Consider the following 17,897-nt stretch of genomic DNA (forward strand, 5'->3'; position numbering starts at 1 on the left):
TACCTCAGGCCGACATTGCCAGGAACTTCTCCACGATCGCGTCGCCCATGGCACCGGTGCCGACGTCGGTCATGCCGTCCGACAGGATGTCGCGGGTGCGCAGTCCGTCGTCGAGCACGGCGGCGATTGCCTTCTCCAGCCGATCGGCCTCCGGCACCATTCCGAAGGAGTAGCGCAGGCACATGGCGAAGGAGGCGATCATGGCGATCGGATTGGCGATGCCCTGGCCCGCGATGTCGGGAGCCGAGCCGTGCACCGGCTCGTAGAGCGCCTTGCGGGCACCGGTCTTGGCATCCGGCGCGCCAAGCGAGGCGGACGGCAGCATGCCGAGCGAACCCGTCAGCATCGCCGCCACGTCCGACAGCATGTCGCCGAACAAATTGTCGGTGACGATCACGTCGAACTGCTTGGGCCAGCGTACCAACTGCATGCCGCCGGCGTCGGCCAGCATGTGGGAGAGCTCGACGTCCGGGTACTTCGCCTTGTGGGTGGCGGTCACCACCTCGTTCCACAGCACGCCCGACTTCATGACGTTGCGCTTTTCCATCGAGCAGACCTTGTTGCGGCGCGTGCGCGCCAACTCGAAGGCGACACCCGAAATACGCTCGATCTCGAACGTGTCGTAGACCTGCGTGTCGATCGCCCTCTTCTGGCCGTTGCCGAGGTCGGTGATGGTCTTGGGTTCGCCGAAATAGACGCCGCCGGTGAGTTCGCGGATGATCAGTATGTCGAGCCCTTCGACAACTTCGGGCTTGAGCGAGGAGGACTGCGCCAGCGCCGGATAGCAGATCGCCGGACGAAGGTTGGCGAACAGCTCCATGTCCTTCCTGAGCCGCAGCAGGCCGGCCTCGGGCCGCATTTCATAAGGCACCGCGTCCCATTTCGGCCCGCCCACCGCGCCGAACAGCACCGCGTCGGCGGCCATGGCCTTCGCCATGTCGTCTTCCGAGATCGCCTGGCCGTGGGCGTCGTAGGCGCAGCCGCCGACGAGCCCCTCCTCGGTTTCGAAACCGGCGCCGAGCCGGTCGTTCATGGCGGCGATCAGCTTGCGCACCTCCGCCATCGCCTCGGGGCCGATGCCGTCACCGGGAAGAAGAAGCAGTTTGCGCGATGACATGAAGGTCGCCCTCTCCGAACAAGAAAAAAGTCCGCGTCTAGCTAGCGACGAAGCGGCAAAGGCGCAAGCGCGCAGCGCACTCCGAAGGTGGTTGCACTTGTTGGCTCAGGTTCGTTGCCGGAGGGGAGTTCGCGGGTCGGCAGACGTTGGTAGGCCGTTGCGTGGTCCCTGACCTCAGAAATCGCTCGGAACGAGCGCCGAAACGGCCTCCGGCCATTCGGCCAGGTCCGGCCAGTAGCGGGTGCGATCGTCCTCCTTCTGGGCGAAATAGATCGTCTGCTCCTCCGGATCCACGACCACGACACTGTCGGAGATGCCGCAGGCATGCGGAACGCAGCCTCTCGCGACGAGCTTGCCGTCGGACGCGATCTCCGGCTCCCCAGCGGTCCCCAGTCCGGCAGCAACGGTTCCCATTCCGTCTCCAAGGAGGTCTTCGGCGGCCGCATGGATGTCGGCATTGCGGAAGATGTCCAGCGGATGACCGATCGAGGCCGCATCGAACGTCGACCACGAGGTGCCCGGCTGCGGGGCATAGACAATGCGGCCTTGCAGGCCAAAGCCTTCGCCAGGCGCCCAGCGGGTGACGTCCGCGACGGTGCCTGGCAGCAATTGGGGAATAAAGAACACCGCCAATTCCGAGATGGCGGGCGGAGGCGTCATGCAGTCGGCCGCCGTCATCTCGAGAGTGACGTCGCCGTCCTCGGGCTTCCACACCATACCGACCGATGGCGCGCAGGCATTGCCGCCCGGTCCGATATAGAAGAATGCGACGTCGGTTCCGCCGACGTCGGCGATCCTTTCGAAGAAGGCGAAATAGTCGCGGGCGAGTTCGCGACCATCGAAGGCGAGCACCTTTTCGAAGTCCGGCGTCTCGGTGATCGTCAGTTCGCCATCCGCGAAGGGAATGCGCTCCGGCTCCTGGTCCTGCGCCGCCGCGGGCAGCACGAGAGGGAGCGAGACGAGAACCACCGACAGGGTACGTCGAAGAAGGGACACCGGAAACCTCCAGAAGGATCGGCTGCAGTCTAGCGCGCAGCCCCGTCGACAAGAAACCATCTTCCTGGGCTACCCCTCGATGACGATGCCCCTGAGGATGCGGCGCACCAGCGGCGCGACGATCAGGACGGCCGGAAAGGCGACGGCCCAGGACGGGAACCACGCCGCCATCCATCGGATGAGGAAGCCGGCGTCGACACCCGATGCAATGGCAGTGGAGAGGCCGGACACGATGCACGACATCATGCCCGACAGGAGCAGCCCGAAGGCGATTGGCTCGAGCCGCCGGGGAAGAAACGGCTTCATCGCAATATGGAATTCAGGCCCAGGGACGCGTCTCGGCGAGCTTCTGCTCGTAGCTGGCGATCGAGGGCGCCTTTTCCAGCGTCAGGCCGATGTCGTCGAGGCCGTTCAGCATGCAGTGGCGGCGGAACCCGTCGAGTTCGAAAAGGACTACCCCCCCGTCCGGACCCCGGATTTCCAGCGCTTCGAGATCGACCGAAATGGTGGCGTTGGACCCGCGCGAGGCGTCGTCCATCAGCTTGTCGAGGTCCTCCTGGCTGACCTGGATCGGCAGGATGCCGTTCTTGAAGCAGTTGTTGTAGAAGATGTCGGCGAACGAGGTGGAGATCACGCAGCGGATGCCGAAATCGAGCAGCGCCCACGGCGCGTGCTCGCGCGAGGATCCGCAGCCGAAATTGTCGCCGGCGACAAGAATCTGCGCATTGCGGTAGGCCGGCTTGTTGAGCACGAAGTCGGGGTTCTCAGTGCCATCCTCGTTGTACCGCATCTCGGCGAACAGACCCTTGCCGAGCCCCGTCCGCTTGATCGTCTTGAGATAATCCTTCGGGATGATCATGTCGGTGTCGACATTGACGATCGGCAGGGGTGCCGCGACCCCGGTCAGCTTGGTGAATTTTTCCATCTTCGGATGCCCGCGCTTTCGGCTGAGTTTCTTCCGGCATGGCTTTACACAGCTTGCTCGCTCAAATCAAAGGGGCGGCTTATGCCGCCGCCCCTTCAAATTTGTCCGGTTCTAGACGCGCCGCACCGCCATGACACCGGTCTCGGTGCCCGTCAGCCGCCGCGAGCGGCCGTCCGAGCCGATCACCATGGTGACCCGGCGCCGCTTGGACGAGAACAGCTCCGAGGTGACCACGTCGACCGGCGGGTCGAAGGCAATGGTGGCGCGCCACAGGTCGGGCTTGATCGTCTCTTCCAGCCCGAACACGTGTCCCTGCGCGGGCCTGCCGTTGAAGGTGCCCTCGATCCGGTCGCCGACGGCGAAGGGGGCGGCCGAATTCTGCGGCATCGCCGCAGCCGGGCCGGCCATGGTCGCCTGTGCCGAAAGCGTGTTCCAGTCGCGCACGCCGTTCTGCCGGGCGACGAGTTCCAGCGCGCGGCCGTGGCTGATGGCGACCCCGTCGGCGGAAAGCGCCTCGCGCAGGCGCCGCGCCTGGGACTTGTAGGTCTCCACGGGATTTTCGAATGTCTGGACGATGGTCATCGTTGTTCTCCTATCGATCTTGCGACCGGCATCGGGATGACGGGAGTCCGCCTTGCCGTTCCAGCCGTCGCATGACAGGGAAACGATGTCTTGTCGGAAGCTTCACCTTGGCTTTCGCCCGCGGACGGCGGGGGCTTCCGGCCCCGGAGCGCACAGATAGGTGCGACATGCCGCCGCGTCAATGGCGGGACGAGATCGTCTCAGATCACGTTCAATTCGCGATACGGCCGTCCCTGAGCGACCCTCTCGTAGCCGAAGACCGAACAGTCGATCGTGCGGTAGCCGCCATGCACGATCAGTTCCGCCAGCGCCCTGCCGACCGCTGGTGCCTGCTGCAGACCGTGGCCGGAGAAGCCGTTGGCGAAGATGAAGTTTTTCACTTCAGGATGCTGGCCGATCACCGCGTTCTGGTCGAGCGTGTTGTAGTCGTAGTGCCCGGCCCAGGCGCGTCCGACCTTGATCGCCTCGAAGGCCGGGATTCGGGCGGCGAGCACCGGCCAGATGGTTTCCTCGAAAAGCGGCCAGTCTGGCTCGAAGTCGCCGGGATCGGCCGCTCGGTCCGTCTCGTGCGGTTCGGCCCCTCCGGTGATGTAGACCGAGCCCTCCGGCCGCACGTAGATGCCCGACGGGTCGACCAGGAGAGGCATGTCGTCGAAGCGCTCGCGCGCCTCGAACACGAAGACCGAGCGTTTCCGAGGCTCGACCGGCAACGCGATGCCGGCCATCGCCGCTACCCGGCCGCCGTTTGGACCGGCCGCGTTCATGACGATCCCGGCCTCGAGGCGTTCGCCATTGTCGAGTTTCACGGCGGTGATGCGGTTTCCCTGCCGATTCAGTCCCGTTACGGAGGCCCGGATCATGTCGATCTTCCGGTCCTTCAGCGCCTTGCGGAACAGCATCAGCAGCGCGTGTGCATCGAACCAGCCTTCGCCGGAGCGGCCCCAGGCGCCGCCCGCGATCCCCTCGGTCGAGAGCCAGCCGAAGCGCCGCGACAGCGCCGCCGCGTCCTCCATGAGGATGTCGGCGCCTTCCGCCGTCTGCACCGCATGGCTCGCCTTCAACACCGGCAGGCCTTCTTCGGAAGCCAGGATGAGATATCCCTTTTCGCGGAAGGCGATGTCGGCCTCAGCACCGAATTCCTGCTTCAGGCGCCGGAACAGGGCGAGCGTGTATTGCGAGAGCCGGATGTTCTCCGCGATCGAGAACTGCTGGCGGATCGAGGCGCAGGAGAGCGTCGTCGCCGCCCGCGCGAACTGCGGGTCGCGTTCGACGAGCGCGATGGTGCCTGCAAAACCCTCCTCGCGCAGATGCCACGCGATGGAGCTGCCGACGATGGCTCCGCCGATGATGACGATGTCGTAGCCGGCCAAGCTGATCTCCGTTGCGGCGAGGGAACTGCGACCAGCGGCGCAGGTGCCGCATCGCGGCGGGACTTGCAAGGCAAATCGCTCCGCGCGATGTAGGGTCATGCAGATAGGATACCGCCCCCGCCGCTCGGTGCTCTACGTACCGGCCTCGAACGAGAAGGCCCTCGCCAAGGCGGCGTCGCTCGCCTGCGATGCCGTCGTCGTCGACCTGGAGGACGCCGTGGCGCCGGACGCCAAGGGCGCGGCCCGCGCCCGCCTCGCCGACTTCTTCGCATCCCGCGGCTCCGGCGGTCCGGAACTGGTGGTGCGTATCAACGCGCTGTCCAGCGAATGGGGCGTCGAGGACCTCGAGGCTGCCTGCGCCTGCCGGCCCGACGCGATCCTTCTGCCCAAGGTGGACGGCCCGCGCGACCTGCTGGACGCCAACGACCGGCTCGACGCGATGGACGCGCCGCCGGACCTCTCCCTCTGGGCGATGGTGGAAACGCCGCGCGGTATGCTGAACCTCGGCGCCATCGCCGAACTCGGCCGCGACCGCGGCGCGCGGCTCGCCTGCCTGGTTGCCGGCACCAACGACCTCGTCAAGGAGACCGGCGTCCGCGCCACGCCGGACCGCGGCTTTCTCATGCCCTGGCTGATGCAGATCGTGCTCGCCGCGCGCGCCGGCGGGCTCGACGCGCTCGACGGCGTCAGCAACGACTTTCGCGACCTGGAGGCCTTCGCCCGGGAATGCGACCAGGGCCGCGCCATGGGGTTCGACGGCAAGACGCTCATTCATCCCGCCCAGATCGCGTCGGCCGAGGGCGCCTTCTCGCCTTCCGAGGCGGAGCTTTCGGATGCCCAGCGCATCGCCGAGGCTTTCGACCAGCCCGAAAATGCCGGCAAGGGCGTCATCCAGATCGACGGTAGGATGGTCGAGCGCTTGCACCTGGAACAGGCCAGGCGGCTCCTGGCCAAGGCCGCCACGCAACGAGGATCCTGACGTGAAGCTCTACCGTTTTCTTTCCGGCCCCGACGATTCGAGCTTCTGCCACAAGGTCACCGCGGCCCTGAACAGGGGCTGGCACCTCCACGGCTCTCCTACCTACGCCTTCGACGCGGAGACGAAGACCATGCGCTGCGGTCAGGCGGTGGTGAAGGAGGTCGACGGGGTGGATTACGAGCCGGGCATGAAGCTTTCCGAGCAATAGCCGGACGGACGGGCCACCGTCGTCAGGGAGCGGCTTCCTCGATCTTCTGCATGTCGTCGTCGGACAGGCCGAAATGGTGGCCGATCTCGTGGATCAGCACGTGGGTGATGATGTCGCCCAGCGTCTCCTCGTTCTCGGCCCAGTAGTCGAGGATCGCGCGGCGGTAGAGCGTCACCCGGTTCGGGCCCTCGCCGGTCGCCGGATTCCAGCGCTCGGCGATGCCGCGGCCCTCGAACAGGCCGAGCAGGTCGAAGGGGGTCTCCAGCGAGAGATCGTCCATGATCTCCTCCTCGGGAAACTCCGTCATCTGGATGACGATCTCGCCGGTGAGCTTACGGAACTCGTCCGGCAGGTGGGCATAAGCTTCCAGGGCCAGCAGTTCCATCTCCTCGATGGAGGGGGAGAGTTGCTCGTGCCAGTCCCGGGTCTGGTAGATGCGTGCCATTTGTCGTCCTTTTGCGGCCATATAGCCTTTTGCGGTCCCGCTTGCGAGAGGGCCGGGGCCCGATGGCGGTCCGCTCACGGGACTAGAGGAATAAATTCTCCGAGACTCCGCTTGACTCTTTCGCGGGCCTCTGGAATCCATAAGAACATAACAGGAACAGAAATGCAGGAAGCAGGGCCATGGCGACCTCCGCCGCGGCGCGGGGCACCCTTTTTGCCTTGCGACGGAAAATCGCGAAGATCGAGGGCGCGCCCGCCGACACCCTGTCGCCGGACGAAGTCGGCATCGCGCCGGAGGGGGTGGTGCTGCGCGAAGGCGGAAGCCCGCTTCGCCATCCGGCGCTGACCGGCGGCCTGATCGCCACCGGCGACCCGGATTTCGACGCCGCGCTGGGCGGAGGCATTCCGCGCGCCGCGCTGACGGAAATCCACGGTGCCGAAATGCGCGACGCGGGCGCGGTGACGGGCTTTGCACTCGGCCTGTGCGCGACCGCAATAGGGGCGGCTTCGAAAAACCTGCCGCTCCTGTGGATCGCGCCTTCGGAAAACAACTGCGAGGCTGGTTTCCCGTATGCGCCCGGACTGCTCGACCTGTTCGGGATTACGCCGGAAAACCTGCTGACCTGCGAGACGCCGAAACTCGCCGACGCGCTCTGGGTGGCGGAGGAGGCGGCGCGCCTGTCCACGCTCGGCGCCGTGCTTCTGGAACTGCGCGGCAACCCGAACAGGGTCGACCTCACCGCCACCCGCCGCCTGCATTTCCGCGCCCGGGATGCCGGCCGCCCGGTCTTCCTGCTCCGCCAGTCGGCCACGGCGGAACCGACAGCCGCTCCGCTGCGGCTTTCCGTATCGCCTGCTGCTGCGGGGATGCGCCGCACGGTGGCCGGCCCGCTTGCCGGCTCGATCGGTCCCCCGGCCTTCCTGGTCGAGATCGGCAAGAGCCGGGTGGCACGGTCCGGCAGCTTCGAACTGGAATGGAACTCTCATGAACGCTCTTTCCGGAAAAGAGGGCCAGAGGTACCTGGCTCTGTGGTTCCCGTACCTGTCCACCGAGGGCATCTGGCGCCGGCGTCTCGGCCGCTCCTGGCGCGGGACGCCGCCTTCGCGGCGGGCGCCGCTGATCGTCAGCCGTCGCGAGAAGAACGCGCAGCGGATCGCCGCCCTCGACGAGCAGGCTGAAGCGCTCCGGCTGAAGCGAGGCATGGGGATCGCCGATGCCCGCGCCATGCATCCGGCGATCGAGATCGTCGAGGCCGATCCGGCCGCCGACCGCCGCCTGCTCGAAGGCCTCGCCGACTGGTGCGATCGTTATACGCCGCTGGTGGCGATCGACGGCGAGGACGGACTCTACCTCGACATTTCCGGCTGCACGCATCTGTTCGGCGGCGAAGGGAAGATGCTGAAAGACCTTCTGGCACGACTTTCCGAACAGGGTTTTCGCGCCCGCGCCGGCATCGCCTCGACAGCCGGGACGGCCTGGGCCGCGGCGCGCTTTTCCGGCGCGACGATCATCGCGCCGGGGGAGGAAGCGGCTTTTCTGGCAGGCCTGCCGCTTGCCGCCCTGCGCCTCGACGGGACGGTGTGCGCCGCGCTGGAGAGCGTCGGGCTGCGCAGCGTCGGCGCCATCCTCGACGCACCGCGCGCGCCGCTGGCGCGCCGCTTCGGCCGCATGCCGGTGACCCGCCTCGACCAGGCGCTCGGCCGGGTGGAGGAAGCCGTCTCGCCGCGCCTGCCGGTCGCCACCCTCTCCGTCGAGCGCAACCTCGCCGAACCCGTGCAGCGCATGGAAGACATCGAGGAACTCGTCTTCCTGCTGGCCGTGACGGCCAAAGGCAGTCTCGAGACGCGCGGCGAGGGAGCGCGGCTCCTGGAACTGGCGCTCTTCCGGGTCGACGGCGACGTCAGCCGCGTCGCCGTCGGGACGTCGCGGCCGATGCGCGAGCCACACCTGATCCGCAAATTGTTTCACGAGAAACTTTCCGCGACCGAGATCGACGCCGGTTACGGCTTCGATCTGGTCCGGCTTTCGGTGCGCGAGAGCGCCCGCTTCGACACCCGTCAGGGCGACCTCGTGGCTGCGAGGGTGGCGGACGAAGAGAGGCTTGCCCTGTTCGCCGACCGGGTCGGCGCGCGCCTGGGCCGGCAGACGATCCGGCGGCCGGTCCTGGCCGAAAGCCATTTGCCGGAGCGCGCCATGACGACCGTCGCCTTCGCCGACGCCCCGGCGGTGGAACACGCGGCACTCTCCCTCGACCTCGGGGAACGGCAGGTTCCGGAGGCGGTCGAGCGGCCGATCCGGCTCTTCGGTCGCCCCGAGCCGATCGAGGCCTCGGCCGAGGTGCCGGAAGGGCCGCCCTTTTCCTTCCGCTGGCGGCGCACGCTTTACCGCGTCGCCCGCGCCGAGGGTCCCGAGCGCATCGCGCCGGAATGGTGGCGTGCCTCGGCGGAGGAGCGGACCCGGGACTATTACCGCGTCGAGGATACGAGGGGCCGGCGTTTCTGGCTGTGCCGAGAAGGTCTTTACGACGGCTCACCGGTCATGCCGCGCTGGTTCGTGCACGGCCTGTTCGCATGACCGCCACGGCCTCCCCCCGGCCCGATGCGCCGGCCTATGCCGAATTCGCGGTACAGTCGAACTTCTCCTTCCTGCGCGGCGCCTCCGGCCCCGAGGAGATGGCGGTGACGGCCAGGCGCCTCGGCATCGCCGCCCTGGGGCTCGCCGACCGCAACACCGTCGCGGGCGTCGTGCGGGCCTGGAAGATGGCGGAGAAGGAGGGCCTCGCCTATCATCCCGGCTGCCGCCTCGTCTTTTCCGACGGCACGCCGGACGTGCTCGCCTATCCCCGCAACAGGCAGGGCTGGGGGCATCTGTGCCGTATGCTGACCGAGGCCAACGCGCTCGGCGAAAAGGGCAACCCCGACCTGCGGCTGCCCGGCCTGATGGAGTGGGGCAACGACATGTCGCTCGCCGTCCTGCCGCGCCTGGAGGCGGAGGGAGCGGCGGAACTTTCGCTTCTGCGCGGCCTAGGCGACCGTTTCGGCCGGGCCATGCGGGTGGCGGTCGCGCCCGCTTACGCCGGCAGGGACCGCTGGCGCCTCGAACAGGCCGCGGCCCTGGCGGATGCCGCCGGCCTGCCGCTGATGGCCTGCAACGACGTGCTCTACCACGAGCCCGGCCGGCGGCCCTTGCAGGATCTCGTCACGGCCATCCGCCTCAACACGCCGGTGGCCGATGCCGGCTTCGAACTGCGCGCCCATGCGGAACGGCACTTCAAGCCGCCATGGGAGATGGCGCGACTGTTCCGGCAGCATCCCGAGGCACTGGCCGAAACGCTGCGCTTCGCATGGGAGCTCGATTTCTCGCTCAACGACCTGCGCTACAACTATCCCGACGAGCCGACCCGCGACGGCGCCTCGCCCCAGGAGGAACTCGCCCGCCTCACCTGGGAGGGTGCGGCCTGGCGCTATCCCGACGGTACCCCGGACAGGATCGCGGCGCTCATCCGCCACGAGCTGGCCGTGGTCGAGAAGCTGCAATACGCCCGCTATTTCCTGACCGTCCACGACATCGTCCAGCATGCCCGCTCGAAGGGCATTCTGTGCCAAGGGCGCGGATCGGCCGCCAATTCGGTGATCTGCTACTGCATCGGCATCACCGACGTCGGCCCAGACATCATGGACCTTTTGTTCGAGCGATTCATCTCGGAGGAGCGCAACGAGCCGCCCGACATCGACGTCGATTTCGAGCACGACCGGCGCCACGAGGTGATCGCCTATATCTACGAGAAGTACAGCGCCAAGCGGACCGCGCTTGCCGCCTCCGTGGTCACCTATCGCGGCCGCTCCGCCATGCGCGAGACGGCCAAGGCGCTGGGGCTTTCAGAAGACGTCATGTCGGCGCTTTCCGGCACGATCTGGGGCTGGTCCACCGCCGGGCTCGGCGAGGACGAGGTAAAGGCGGCGGGCCTCGACATGACCGACCCGGCGACGCGGCACGTCATTGCGCGCTCCAACGAGATCATGGGCTTTCCGCGCCATCTGTCGCAGCATGTCGGCGGCTTCGTCATCACCCGCGACCGGCTGGACGAGGTTGTGCCCATCGTCAAGACGGCGATGGAAGAGCGCAAGATGGTGGAGTGGGACAAGGACGACCTCGACGCGGTCGGCATCCTCAAGGTCGACATCCTGGCGCTCGGCATGCTGTCGTGCCTGCGGCGCGCCTTCGGGCTCCTCAAGGACCACTACGGTCGCGACCTGACGCTGGCGACGCTCCCCAAGGAAGAGCCGGACGTCTACGACATGATCTGCCGCGCCGACACGATCGGCGTTTTCCAGATCGAGAGCCGGGCGCAGATGACCATGCTGCCGCGGCTCAGGCCCAGAAAATTCTACGATCTCGTCATCGAGGTGGCGATCGTGCGGCCGGGGCCGATCCAGGGCGACATGGTCCATCCCTATCTGCGCCGCCGACAGGGCCTGGAGGAAGCGGAATATCCAAGGCCCGAGCTGAAGGAAGTGCTCCACCGCACGCTCGGCGTGCCGCTGTTCCAGGAACAGGCGATGAAGATCGCCATCGTCGCCGGCGGTTTCACGCCGGGCGAGGCCGACCAGCTGCGCCGCGCCATGGCCACCTTCCGCCGTGTCGGCACGATCGGAACGCTGCGGCAGAAGATGATCGACGGCATGATAGCGCGTGGCTACGAGCAGGATTTCGCCGAGCGCTGCTTCAAGCAGATCGAGGGTTTCGGCGAATACGGCTTTCCCGAAAGCCACGCCGCCTCCTTCGCACTGCTCGTCTACGCCTCCTGCTGGTTCAAGGCGCGCTATCCGGACGTCTTCTGCGCAGCGATCCTCAATTCCCAGCCCATGGGGTTCTATGCGCCCTCGCAGCTGGTGCGCGATGCGCGCGAGCATGGGGTGGAACTCCGCGAGCCCGACGTCAACCATTCCTCCTGGGACTGCACCCTCGAGCAGGCGCCCTTCGAACCGGCTAGCATCGCCGGCCGCCATGCCGAAATGCGCGGCGTCATAAGGACCCGCCATGCCGTGCGTCTCGGCCTGCGCCAGATCAAGGGCCTGCGGCAAGACGAGATGGATCTCCTCGTCGAGCGGCGAGGCGCCGGTTATGACTCCGTGCGCGATCTGTGGCTGCGCTCGGGGCTCGCGAAGGCCACGATCGCCAGGCTCGCCAAGGCGGACGCTTTCCGCTCGCTCGGCCTGGATCGCCGAGAGGCCCTGTGGGCGGTGCAGGCGCTTGACGATACCGGATCGGGCGGCTTCCTGCCCCTGCTCGACGATCCCCGTATTGCGCTCGCTGACCACGAGCCCGAGATGCGCTTGCCGTCGATGCCGCTAGGCGAACACGTCATCCACGACTACCGCACGCTGACACTTTCCTTGAAGGCGCATCCCGTCGCCTTTCTGCGAGACCGCCTCCATGCCGAACGGGTGGCGCGCAATTGCGAGCTCGAAACCATCCGCAACGGCACGCGGGCGCTGGTTTCCGGCCTCGTGCTCGTCCGCCAGCGTCCGGGTTCGGCCAAGGGCGTCATCTTCATGACCATCGAGGACGAGACCGGGGTGGCCAACGTCATCGTTTGGCCGAAGGTCTTCGAACGCTTCCGCTCGGTGGTTCTGGGCGCGCGGCTGGTCAGGGTTCGAGGTAAGGTGCAATCCGAATCTGGCGTCATCCATGTCGTGGCCGACCACGTCGAGGACATTTCCGCCTGGCTCGGCACGCTGTCGGAGGAGGCACATCTCATCGACGGCCTCGCCAATGCCGACGAGGTCAGGCGGCCCGTGGTCGAACTGCGGGAAAAGATGTCACAGGGCTCGCGCCTGGCACAGCTCATCGAGGAAGTCCCCGGCCTGCGCCAGGACTACCAGGAACTGGCGAAACGCTCCGGCGCGGTGATGCCCAAGGGAAGGAACTTCCATTGACGTCCCCCAGGTCTCCCGACACCGGCATCGCCGGAAACATCGATACCGGTCAGGTCTTCCCAGGTTTCGCGCCAGGCGCATCGGTTCTGAGCGAGCGTGCCTCCGACGGGAGCATGATCGGGATGCCGTCGCGCACGGGGTAGGCAAGCATGGCCGATTTCGACACAAGCTCGGACTTTTCCGCGTCGTAGACCAGCGGTCCCTTGGTCATCGGGCAGGCCATGAGCTCGAGAAGCTTCGGATCGATCCTGGCGGTTCTCTCGCTGGCAGCCATGTCTGTTTCCCTTGCCTGTTGGGAGGTCTATTGCAGGCTCGCGCCGGAGCCGTCACCTTCCCGCGCCATCGCCATCTCGGTGATGGCGATCAAGGTCTCGGCGCGGGTCCTGAGATCCGGCGCCTCCAGCAACGCCTGCTTCTCGCTGGCGCCGTAGGGGGCCATCATGGAAAGCGCGTTGACGAGCGTGGCGTTTTCCGCCCGGCTGATGCTGTTCCAGTCCGCCTCGAGGTCGTTGGCGGCGAGATAGGCCCGGAACGCCTTCAACAGCGCATCCCGGTCGACATCTGCCGCTTCCTTTTCGAGGTCGAGGTCGCCCCCGAAGACCATGATTCGGCATTTGCGGAACGGCGCGCGCGAGGCGACCTCCTCGACCACCCGGAAGCGGCACACGCCCTGAAGCGCGATGAGATAGCGGCCGTCGCCAGTCTCGGCGAACGAGGTCAGGCGGCCGAGGCACCCGACCTCGCAAAGCTCGGGCTCGCCGTCGGGCCGCACGGCTCCGTCGAGCCGCGGCTGTATCATGCCGATGAGGCGGCTGCCGGAGATGACGTCGTCGATCATCTGGATGTAGCGCGGCTCGAAGACGTTGAGCGGCATGCGCCCGCTCGGCAGCAGCAAGGCCGCCGACAGCGGAAAGACCGGCACGACGTCGGGCAGATCGCCTGTCTTCCTGTAATGGGCATTACCCGCCTGCACGCCGCTTCTTCCTCTCGCTCTCGCACCTACGGATATGGAACAGTTTGCGCAAAGCGCAACGGCCGGATCGACATCCGCCCGACTACGAGAAGAGTAGCGAGGACAGCCGGCGCCGCGCCGAGAGCGTCGCGGGGTCGGTCATGCCCCATGCTTCGAAGAATTTCAGCAGCTGGGCGCGGGCGCCGTCGTCGCGCCAGCTCCGGTCGGCACGCACGATGTGGAGCAAATTGTCCGCCGCTTCCATGCGATCGCCCTGCGCGTTCTGGATCAGGGCGAGATCGAAGCGGGCATCGTGATCCTGCGGGTCGGTTTCCAGCCGGTGCACAAGCTGGCGGGGATCGCCGATGGCGCTGACCTCTTCGGCGAGCGCGATGCGCGCCCGCACGCTGGCGAGTTCCGGCGGCTCCTTCTCATCCGCCGGCACCTCGGAAAGGAGCTCCCTCGCTGCGTCGACGTCGCCCGCATCGAGCATTAGCCCCGCGAGCCCCCCGACCGCCACCGCATTGCCGGGCACCGCTTCAAGCACGCTGCCGTAGATCGCCGCCGCCGTGTCGCGGTCGCCGGCCGCGAGCGCCTCCGCAGCCTGTTCCAGCGCCTCCTCCAGCGGATCCGGGGCCTTGCCGCCGACCTTCTTGATGAACTCGCGCACCTGGCTTTCCGGAAGGGCGCCCATGAACCCGTCGAGAGGGCGGCCATCGCGGAAGGCGATCACGGCCGGGATCGACTGGATCCCGAGCTGCCCGGCGATCGACGGGTGGTCGTCGATGTTCATCTTGACCAGCTTCACGGCGCCGCGCGCCTCGCGGACCACCTTTTCGAGCACTGGCGTCAGCTGCTTGCAGGGGCCGCACCACGGCGCCCAGAAATCGACCAGCACGGTCTGCTTTCGCGATTCCTGGATGACGTCGGCGGTGAACCCGGCGGTCGTCGTGTCCTTGATCAGGTCCGAACCCCCGTTCGCCGCCGCCGGCGCGGCCGGTTCCCGGGCCGCGGGGGGCTGCGCTCCGAAGCTGATGTCGTAGCCGCCGCTCTGCCCGGCGAACGGATTGTCCCTGCTGTTCATCTGTCTGGCTTTCCGGTTGGTTCGAAAATCGCCTTCAATGTGGCATCGCACCCGTCACGTTCAAGACGAGCGGCTCGTGTCCCGTCGCCTCGGCGAAACGAAGAAGGTCGCCGCTCGCGATGGAGGTCGTCGCTTCGTTCGTCAACGGATGGCAGTTCACGATCGCATTCTGCATCAGCTGCCGGTCGAGCACCAGCGTGACCCGGCCTTCAGTGTCGTTGACGACGCCGAACGCGGTGACGGCGCCCGGCTGCACGCCGAGGAGTTCCAGGAGCGCGTCGGGCTTCCCGAAGGAAACACGGCCGGTGGCGCCGATGATCTGGTGGATGGTCTTCAGGTCGACCTCGGCCTCCTCCCCGACGGTGACGAGGAAGTAGCGCCCCTTCTTGTCCTTCAGGAACAGGTTCTTTGTGTGCGCGCCGGCGATCTGCCCGCGCAAGGCCTGGGACTCGGCGACGGTGAACAGCGGCGGGTGTTCGACCGTGGTGGTCGAAATGCCGATCGCGTCGAGATAGGCGAGGAGTTCGGCCGGGGTCTTCGGCATGATGCGGGTCCGCGTCTGTTCAGCCCGCCCCGTCTAGGCCAAACGGCCCGGAGAGTGCAAGCACGCCAAGCGCGGCGGGAGGGCCGGTGGGAACGCGCCCTTCAGGCGAAATGGCAGCTCACCGAGCCGTGGGGCCCGAAATCCGCGAAGATCGTATCCCCGCTGCGCGCCTCGATCGGCCGGATGAAGGAGCCGGCCAGCACGACCTGCCCCGGCTCGATCGACGATCCGTAGAGGGCCAACCGGTCGGCGAGCCACGCGATGCCGCGGGCCGGATGGTTGAGCACGCCGGCACCAAGGCCCGTCTCCTCCACCTGGGCGTTGCGCGAGACGATCGCTCCCACCCAGCGCATGTCCAGCGCATCGGGCCGCATGGCGCGCCCGCCGAGAACGACGCCCGCATTGGCCGCGTTGTCGCAAACGGTGTCGACGATGGTGCGCGCCTTGCCGGTACGCGGGTCGCTCCTCAGGATGCGCGTGTCGAGGATTTCGAGCGCCGGCGTCACGTAGTCGGTGGCGTTCATCACGTCGAACACGCTCGTGCCGTTTCCCTTCAGCGGCGCCTTCATGACGAAGGCGAGTTCCGCCTCGATGCGTGGCTGAATGAAGCGGGCCGCCGGGATGGTGGCGCAGTCGTCGAACATCATGTCGTCGAGCAGCACGCCGGAATCCGGTGTGTCGATGTTCAGCGCTTGCTGCATCGCCCGCGACGTCAGGCCGATCTTCCAGCCGACCTGTCTGCGCCCCGCGGCCAGCTTGCGCTGCACGAAGGCGGTCTGGACCGCATAGGCGTCGTCGAGTGTCATGTCGGGATGCGCCAGCGAGAGGAGTCCGGTCTGGACCCGCGTGGTCTCCGCCTCGACCAAGGCTTCAGCCGCTCGACCTAAATCTAGCCGGCTAATCATTGACAATTTCGTCCTTCACACCGTTTCGCAGGGTACCGAGACCCTCGGCGGAAACCTCGACTACGTCTCCTGGTTTCAGCCAGACCGGAGGGTCGAGGCGGGCGCCCGCGCCCGTCGGCGTGCCGGTGAGGATCATGTCTCCGGGCACGAGCGTGGTGAAGGTGGAGATGTAGCTGATGATCCTGCGGAAGGAGAAAATCATGCGGCCGGTGCGGTCGCGCTGGCGGACTTCTCCGTTCACCCGAGTCTCCAGCGTAATGTCGGCGATCTGGCTTTCGTCGGCGAAGGGAATGAGCCAGGGACCGATCGATCCCGTGCCTTCGAAGTTCTTCCCCTGAGTGACGTTGAATTTGGCATGTCGCACCCAGTCGCGGATCGTGCCTTCGTTGGCAAGGCTGACAGCCGCGACGTGCGAGAGAGCGTCGGCCTCCGCGATCCTGCGGCCTGCCTTTCCCACGATCAGCGCGATCTCGCCCTCGTAGTCCAGCTGCTCCGATTCCGGTGGCCGGGTAAGCGGAACCTCGTGGCCGACGAAAGAGCGGGGAAACCGCACGAAGAGCGACGGGTTCGCCTGGGCAGCCTGGCCGTCGCGGTACTCTTCGTTGCGGTCGGGATAGTTCACGCCCACGCAGATGATCTTTTCGGGGGCAGGAACGGGGATGCCGCGGGTGATGCCATCGGCGGGAAAGTCCGCGGAGAGCCGCGAGGCCTCCGTCGCGAGCGTGTCGAGCGCGCCGTCGGCGATTACCTCCCGCAGAGTCGGCCATCGCCCGCCATGGCGCGCGGAAAGATCGACGATGCCGGCCGGCGTCTCGATACCGTACCCGGCGGTCCCGTTCCTGATGAAACTCAGGAAATGTGCATGTCCTGTCATGGCGCGACGATCGGCTGGGCCTTCAGGATGGACTCGACCGCGCCAGCTCCAGCGAAGGCGGTGCCTTCCTCGAACCACGAGCGCGGCGCGGGCGCGCCCCACAGCGTCTGGCGCTGCGGGTCCTTAAGGTCCCATCGTATCGGCTCGTGGTCCGGGTCCACCGTCTGGTAGTCAGAACAGTAGATTTCGATCCGATGGCCGTCGGGATCGCGGATATAGAGGAAGAAGGCGTTGGAGATGCCGTGGCGGCCCGGCCCACGCTCGATATTGGCGAGATATCCCGTGGTGGACATGAGGTCGAGCAGATCGATGACGTTGAGCGGTGTCGGGACCCAGAAGGCGGTGTGGTGCAGCCGCGGCCCGCGGCCGTTGGTGAAGGCCATGTCATGGACGCCGCCCTTGCGATGCATCCAGGCCGCCCACAGCATTCGGCTGTCCTCGTCCTCGGTATACTCGGTGACGCGGAATCCCATCTCGTTGTAGAAGGCGACCGAAGCGTCGACATTCGGCGAGAAGCAGTTGAAGTGGTCGATCCGCAGCGGCTTCACGCCATGATAGAGGCGGTACTGCTGATGGATCGGCTGGAGCCGATCCATCTTGTAGTAAAATTCCAGAGGGACGCCGAAAACATCGCGGGTGCGCAAGGTGCGGCCCTGGAAGGGGCGCTCGACCCAGGACGTCGGCAATTCGCGGCGCGCAAACCATGTCTGCGCGCGGTCGAGGTCCTCTTCCGAATAGACCTTGAAGCCGAGCACGTTTGCCTCGGCGCGCTCGCCTTTCCTGAGGATCATGCAATGATGCCCGCGCTCCTCAAGCGCGCGGAGGAATATCTCATCCTCGTCCTCGTGCGTGACCTGCAGCCCGAGCAGGTCTGCATAGAACGTCCGGCTGGCGGCGAGATCGGTGACGACGAACTCCACATGACTGAGGCGGACGATGTTGAAATCGGGATAGAGGTTTGGACTGGGAACCGGCAT

The 17,897-nt window shown here is 66.7% G+C and carries 19 protein-coding genes; 5 read left to right on the forward strand and 14 right to left on the reverse strand.

Features of this window, described 5'->3' with window-relative positions:
- Nucleotides 1-4: 4 nt before the first annotated feature.
- From leuB to BSQ44_RS01800, 6 genes are all read right to left on the reverse strand, one after another.
- Entirely contained in the window at nt 5-1,117 is a 1,113-nt protein-coding gene (gene leuB / locus BSQ44_RS01775) for a 3-isopropylmalate dehydrogenase (protein WP_072601660.1), read from the reverse strand.
- Between the two features lie 174 nt (nt 1,118-1,291).
- The gene (locus BSQ44_RS01780) at nt 1,292-2,113 is read right to left on the reverse strand and encodes a hypothetical protein (RefSeq protein WP_072601661.1); all 822 of its coding nucleotides are present in this window, start codon (nt 2,111-2,113) and stop codon (nt 1,292-1,294) included.
- Nucleotides 2,114-2,182: 69 nt separating this feature from the next.
- Nucleotides 2,183-2,419, reverse strand: a complete 237-nt coding sequence (locus BSQ44_RS01785; RefSeq protein WP_072601662.1) for a DUF2798 domain-containing protein — start codon at nt 2,417-2,419, stop codon at nt 2,183-2,185.
- 13 nt (nt 2,420-2,432) lie between these two features.
- Nucleotides 2,433-3,038, reverse strand: coding sequence for a 3-isopropylmalate dehydratase small subunit (gene leuD / locus BSQ44_RS01790; RefSeq protein WP_072601663.1), 606 nt, complete (start codon nt 3,036-3,038; stop codon nt 2,433-2,435).
- 111 nt (nt 3,039-3,149) lie between these two features.
- Entirely contained in the window at nt 3,150-3,620 is a 471-nt protein-coding gene (locus BSQ44_RS01795) for a glyoxalase superfamily protein (RefSeq protein ID WP_072601664.1), read from the reverse strand.
- 200 nt (nt 3,621-3,820) lie between these two features.
- The gene (locus tag BSQ44_RS01800) at nt 3,821-4,990 is read right to left on the reverse strand and encodes an NAD(P)/FAD-dependent oxidoreductase (protein ID WP_072601665.1); all 1,170 of its coding nucleotides are present in this window, start codon (nt 4,988-4,990) and stop codon (nt 3,821-3,823) included.
- 97 nt (nt 4,991-5,087) lie between these two features.
- On the opposite strand from BSQ44_RS01800, the gene BSQ44_RS01805 reads away from it, so the two are divergent.
- Both BSQ44_RS01805 and BSQ44_RS01810 read left to right on the forward strand, forming a co-directional pair.
- Nucleotides 5,088-5,969, forward strand: a complete 882-nt coding sequence (locus BSQ44_RS01805; protein WP_072601666.1) for an HpcH/HpaI aldolase/citrate lyase family protein — start codon at nt 5,088-5,090, stop codon at nt 5,967-5,969.
- Nucleotide 5,970: 1 nt separating this feature from the next.
- Nucleotides 5,971-6,177, forward strand: coding sequence for a DUF1737 domain-containing protein (locus BSQ44_RS01810; RefSeq protein WP_072601667.1), 207 nt, complete (start codon nt 5,971-5,973; stop codon nt 6,175-6,177).
- Between the two features lie 22 nt (nt 6,178-6,199).
- Here the strand turns inward: BSQ44_RS01810 and BSQ44_RS01815 are convergent, their stop codons facing one another.
- Nucleotides 6,200-6,622 carry a metallopeptidase family protein gene (locus tag BSQ44_RS01815; RefSeq protein ID WP_072601668.1) on the reverse strand — a complete coding sequence of 141 codons (423 nt, stop codon included), beginning with the start codon at nt 6,620-6,622 and terminating at the stop codon, nt 6,200-6,202.
- Between the two features lie 179 nt (nt 6,623-6,801).
- Between BSQ44_RS01815 and BSQ44_RS27380 the strand changes: the two genes are divergently transcribed.
- From BSQ44_RS27380 to BSQ44_RS01830, 3 genes are read left to right on the forward strand one after another with little or no spacing between them, the layout of a single operon-like run.
- Nucleotides 6,802-7,800, forward strand: coding sequence for an ImuA family protein (locus BSQ44_RS27380; RefSeq protein WP_072601669.1), 999 nt, complete (start codon nt 6,802-6,804; stop codon nt 7,798-7,800).
- Nucleotides 7,742-9,196 (forward strand): Y-family DNA polymerase, encoded by a 1,455-nt coding sequence (locus BSQ44_RS01825; RefSeq protein ID WP_072607794.1) that lies wholly within the window; start codon nt 7,742-7,744, stop codon nt 9,194-9,196. The genes BSQ44_RS27380 and BSQ44_RS01825 overlap by 59 nt, the downstream gene beginning before the upstream one ends.
- Nucleotides 9,193-12,561, forward strand: coding sequence for an error-prone DNA polymerase (locus BSQ44_RS01830; protein WP_072601670.1), 3,369 nt, complete (start codon nt 9,193-9,195; stop codon nt 12,559-12,561). Before BSQ44_RS01825 ends, BSQ44_RS01830 begins: the two co-directional genes overlap by 4 nt.
- 49 nt (nt 12,562-12,610) lie before the next feature.
- Here the strand turns inward: BSQ44_RS01830 and BSQ44_RS01835 are convergent, their stop codons facing one another.
- From BSQ44_RS01835 to hpaD, 7 genes are all read right to left on the reverse strand, one after another.
- A complete protein-coding gene (locus BSQ44_RS01835; RefSeq protein WP_072601671.1) occupies nt 12,611-12,835 on the reverse strand; it encodes a Trm112 family protein in 225 nt (74 codons plus the stop codon).
- 27 nt (nt 12,836-12,862) lie between these two features.
- Nucleotides 12,863-13,534, reverse strand: a complete 672-nt coding sequence (locus BSQ44_RS01840) for an LON peptidase substrate-binding domain-containing protein (protein ID WP_072601672.1) — start codon at nt 13,532-13,534, stop codon at nt 12,863-12,865.
- An 82-nt stretch (nt 13,535-13,616) separates the two neighbouring features.
- The gene (gene trxA, locus BSQ44_RS01845; protein ID WP_072601673.1) at nt 13,617-14,597 is read right to left on the reverse strand and encodes a thioredoxin; all 981 of its coding nucleotides are present in this window, start codon (nt 14,595-14,597) and stop codon (nt 13,617-13,619) included.
- 34 nt (nt 14,598-14,631) lie between these two features.
- Nucleotides 14,632-15,141, reverse strand: a complete 510-nt coding sequence (locus BSQ44_RS01850; RefSeq protein ID WP_072601674.1) for a prolyl-tRNA synthetase associated domain-containing protein — start codon at nt 15,139-15,141, stop codon at nt 14,632-14,634.
- A gap of 101 nt (nt 15,142-15,242) precedes the next feature.
- Nucleotides 15,243-16,046 carry a 2-oxo-hept-4-ene-1,7-dioate hydratase gene (gene hpaH / locus BSQ44_RS01855; RefSeq protein ID WP_072601675.1) on the reverse strand — a complete coding sequence of 268 codons (804 nt, stop codon included), beginning with the start codon at nt 16,044-16,046 and terminating at the stop codon, nt 15,243-15,245.
- Entirely contained in the window at nt 16,039-16,920 is an 882-nt protein-coding gene (locus BSQ44_RS01860; protein WP_072601676.1) for a fumarylacetoacetate hydrolase family protein, read from the reverse strand. Before BSQ44_RS01860 ends, hpaH begins: the two co-directional genes overlap by 8 nt.
- Nucleotides 16,917-17,897 (reverse strand): 3,4-dihydroxyphenylacetate 2,3-dioxygenase, encoded by a 981-nt coding sequence (hpaD, locus tag BSQ44_RS01865; protein ID WP_072601677.1) that lies wholly within the window; start codon nt 17,895-17,897, stop codon nt 16,917-16,919. The genes BSQ44_RS01860 and hpaD overlap by 4 nt, the downstream gene beginning before the upstream one ends.

This window comes from Aquibium oceanicum (assembly GCF_001889605.1).
Classification (GTDB): Bacteria; Pseudomonadota; Alphaproteobacteria; order Rhizobiales; family Rhizobiaceae; genus Aquibium; species Aquibium oceanicum.

Bases quoted from the DNA above. Each gene is read 5' to 3' on its own strand.
- leuB (WP_072601660.1), bottom strand. From the start codon at position 1,117: ATGTCATCGCGCAAACTGCTTCTTCTTCCCGGTGACGGCATCGGCCCC.
- BSQ44_RS01785 (WP_072601662.1), bottom strand. From the start codon at position 2,419: ATGAAGCCGTTTCTTCCCCGGCGGCTCGAGCCAATCGCCTTCGGGCTG.
- leuD (WP_072601663.1), bottom strand. From the start codon at position 3,038: ATGGAAAAATTCACCAAGCTGACCGGGGTCGCGGCACCCCTGCCGATC.
- BSQ44_RS01795 (WP_072601664.1), bottom strand. From the start codon at position 3,620: ATGACCATCGTCCAGACATTCGAAAATCCCGTGGAGACCTACAAGTCC.
- BSQ44_RS01805 (WP_072601666.1), top strand. From the start codon at position 5,088: ATGCAGATAGGATACCGCCCCCGCCGCTCGGTGCTCTACGTACCGGCC.
- BSQ44_RS01815 (WP_072601668.1), bottom strand. From the start codon at position 6,622: ATGGCACGCATCTACCAGACCCGGGACTGGCACGAGCAACTCTCCCCC.
- BSQ44_RS27380 (WP_072601669.1), top strand. From the start codon at position 6,802: ATGGCGACCTCCGCCGCGGCGCGGGGCACCCTTTTTGCCTTGCGACGG.
- BSQ44_RS01830 (WP_072601670.1), top strand. From the start codon at position 9,193: ATGACCGCCACGGCCTCCCCCCGGCCCGATGCGCCGGCCTATGCCGAA.
- BSQ44_RS01835 (WP_072601671.1), bottom strand. From the start codon at position 12,835: ATGGCTGCCAGCGAGAGAACCGCCAGGATCGATCCGAAGCTTCTCGAG.
- trxA (WP_072601673.1), bottom strand. From the start codon at position 14,597: ATGAACAGCAGGGACAATCCGTTCGCCGGGCAGAGCGGCGGCTACGAC.
- BSQ44_RS01850 (WP_072601674.1), bottom strand. From the start codon at position 15,141: ATGCCGAAGACCCCGGCCGAACTCCTCGCCTATCTCGACGCGATCGGC.
- hpaH (WP_072601675.1), bottom strand. From the start codon at position 16,046: ATGATTAGCCGGCTAGATTTAGGTCGAGCGGCTGAAGCCTTGGTCGAG.
- BSQ44_RS01860 (WP_072601676.1), bottom strand. From the start codon at position 16,920: ATGACAGGACATGCACATTTCCTGAGTTTCATCAGGAACGGGACCGCC.
- hpaD (WP_072601677.1), bottom strand. From the start codon at position 17,897: ATGCCGGTTCCCAGTCCAAACCTCTATCCCGATTTCAACATCGTCCGC.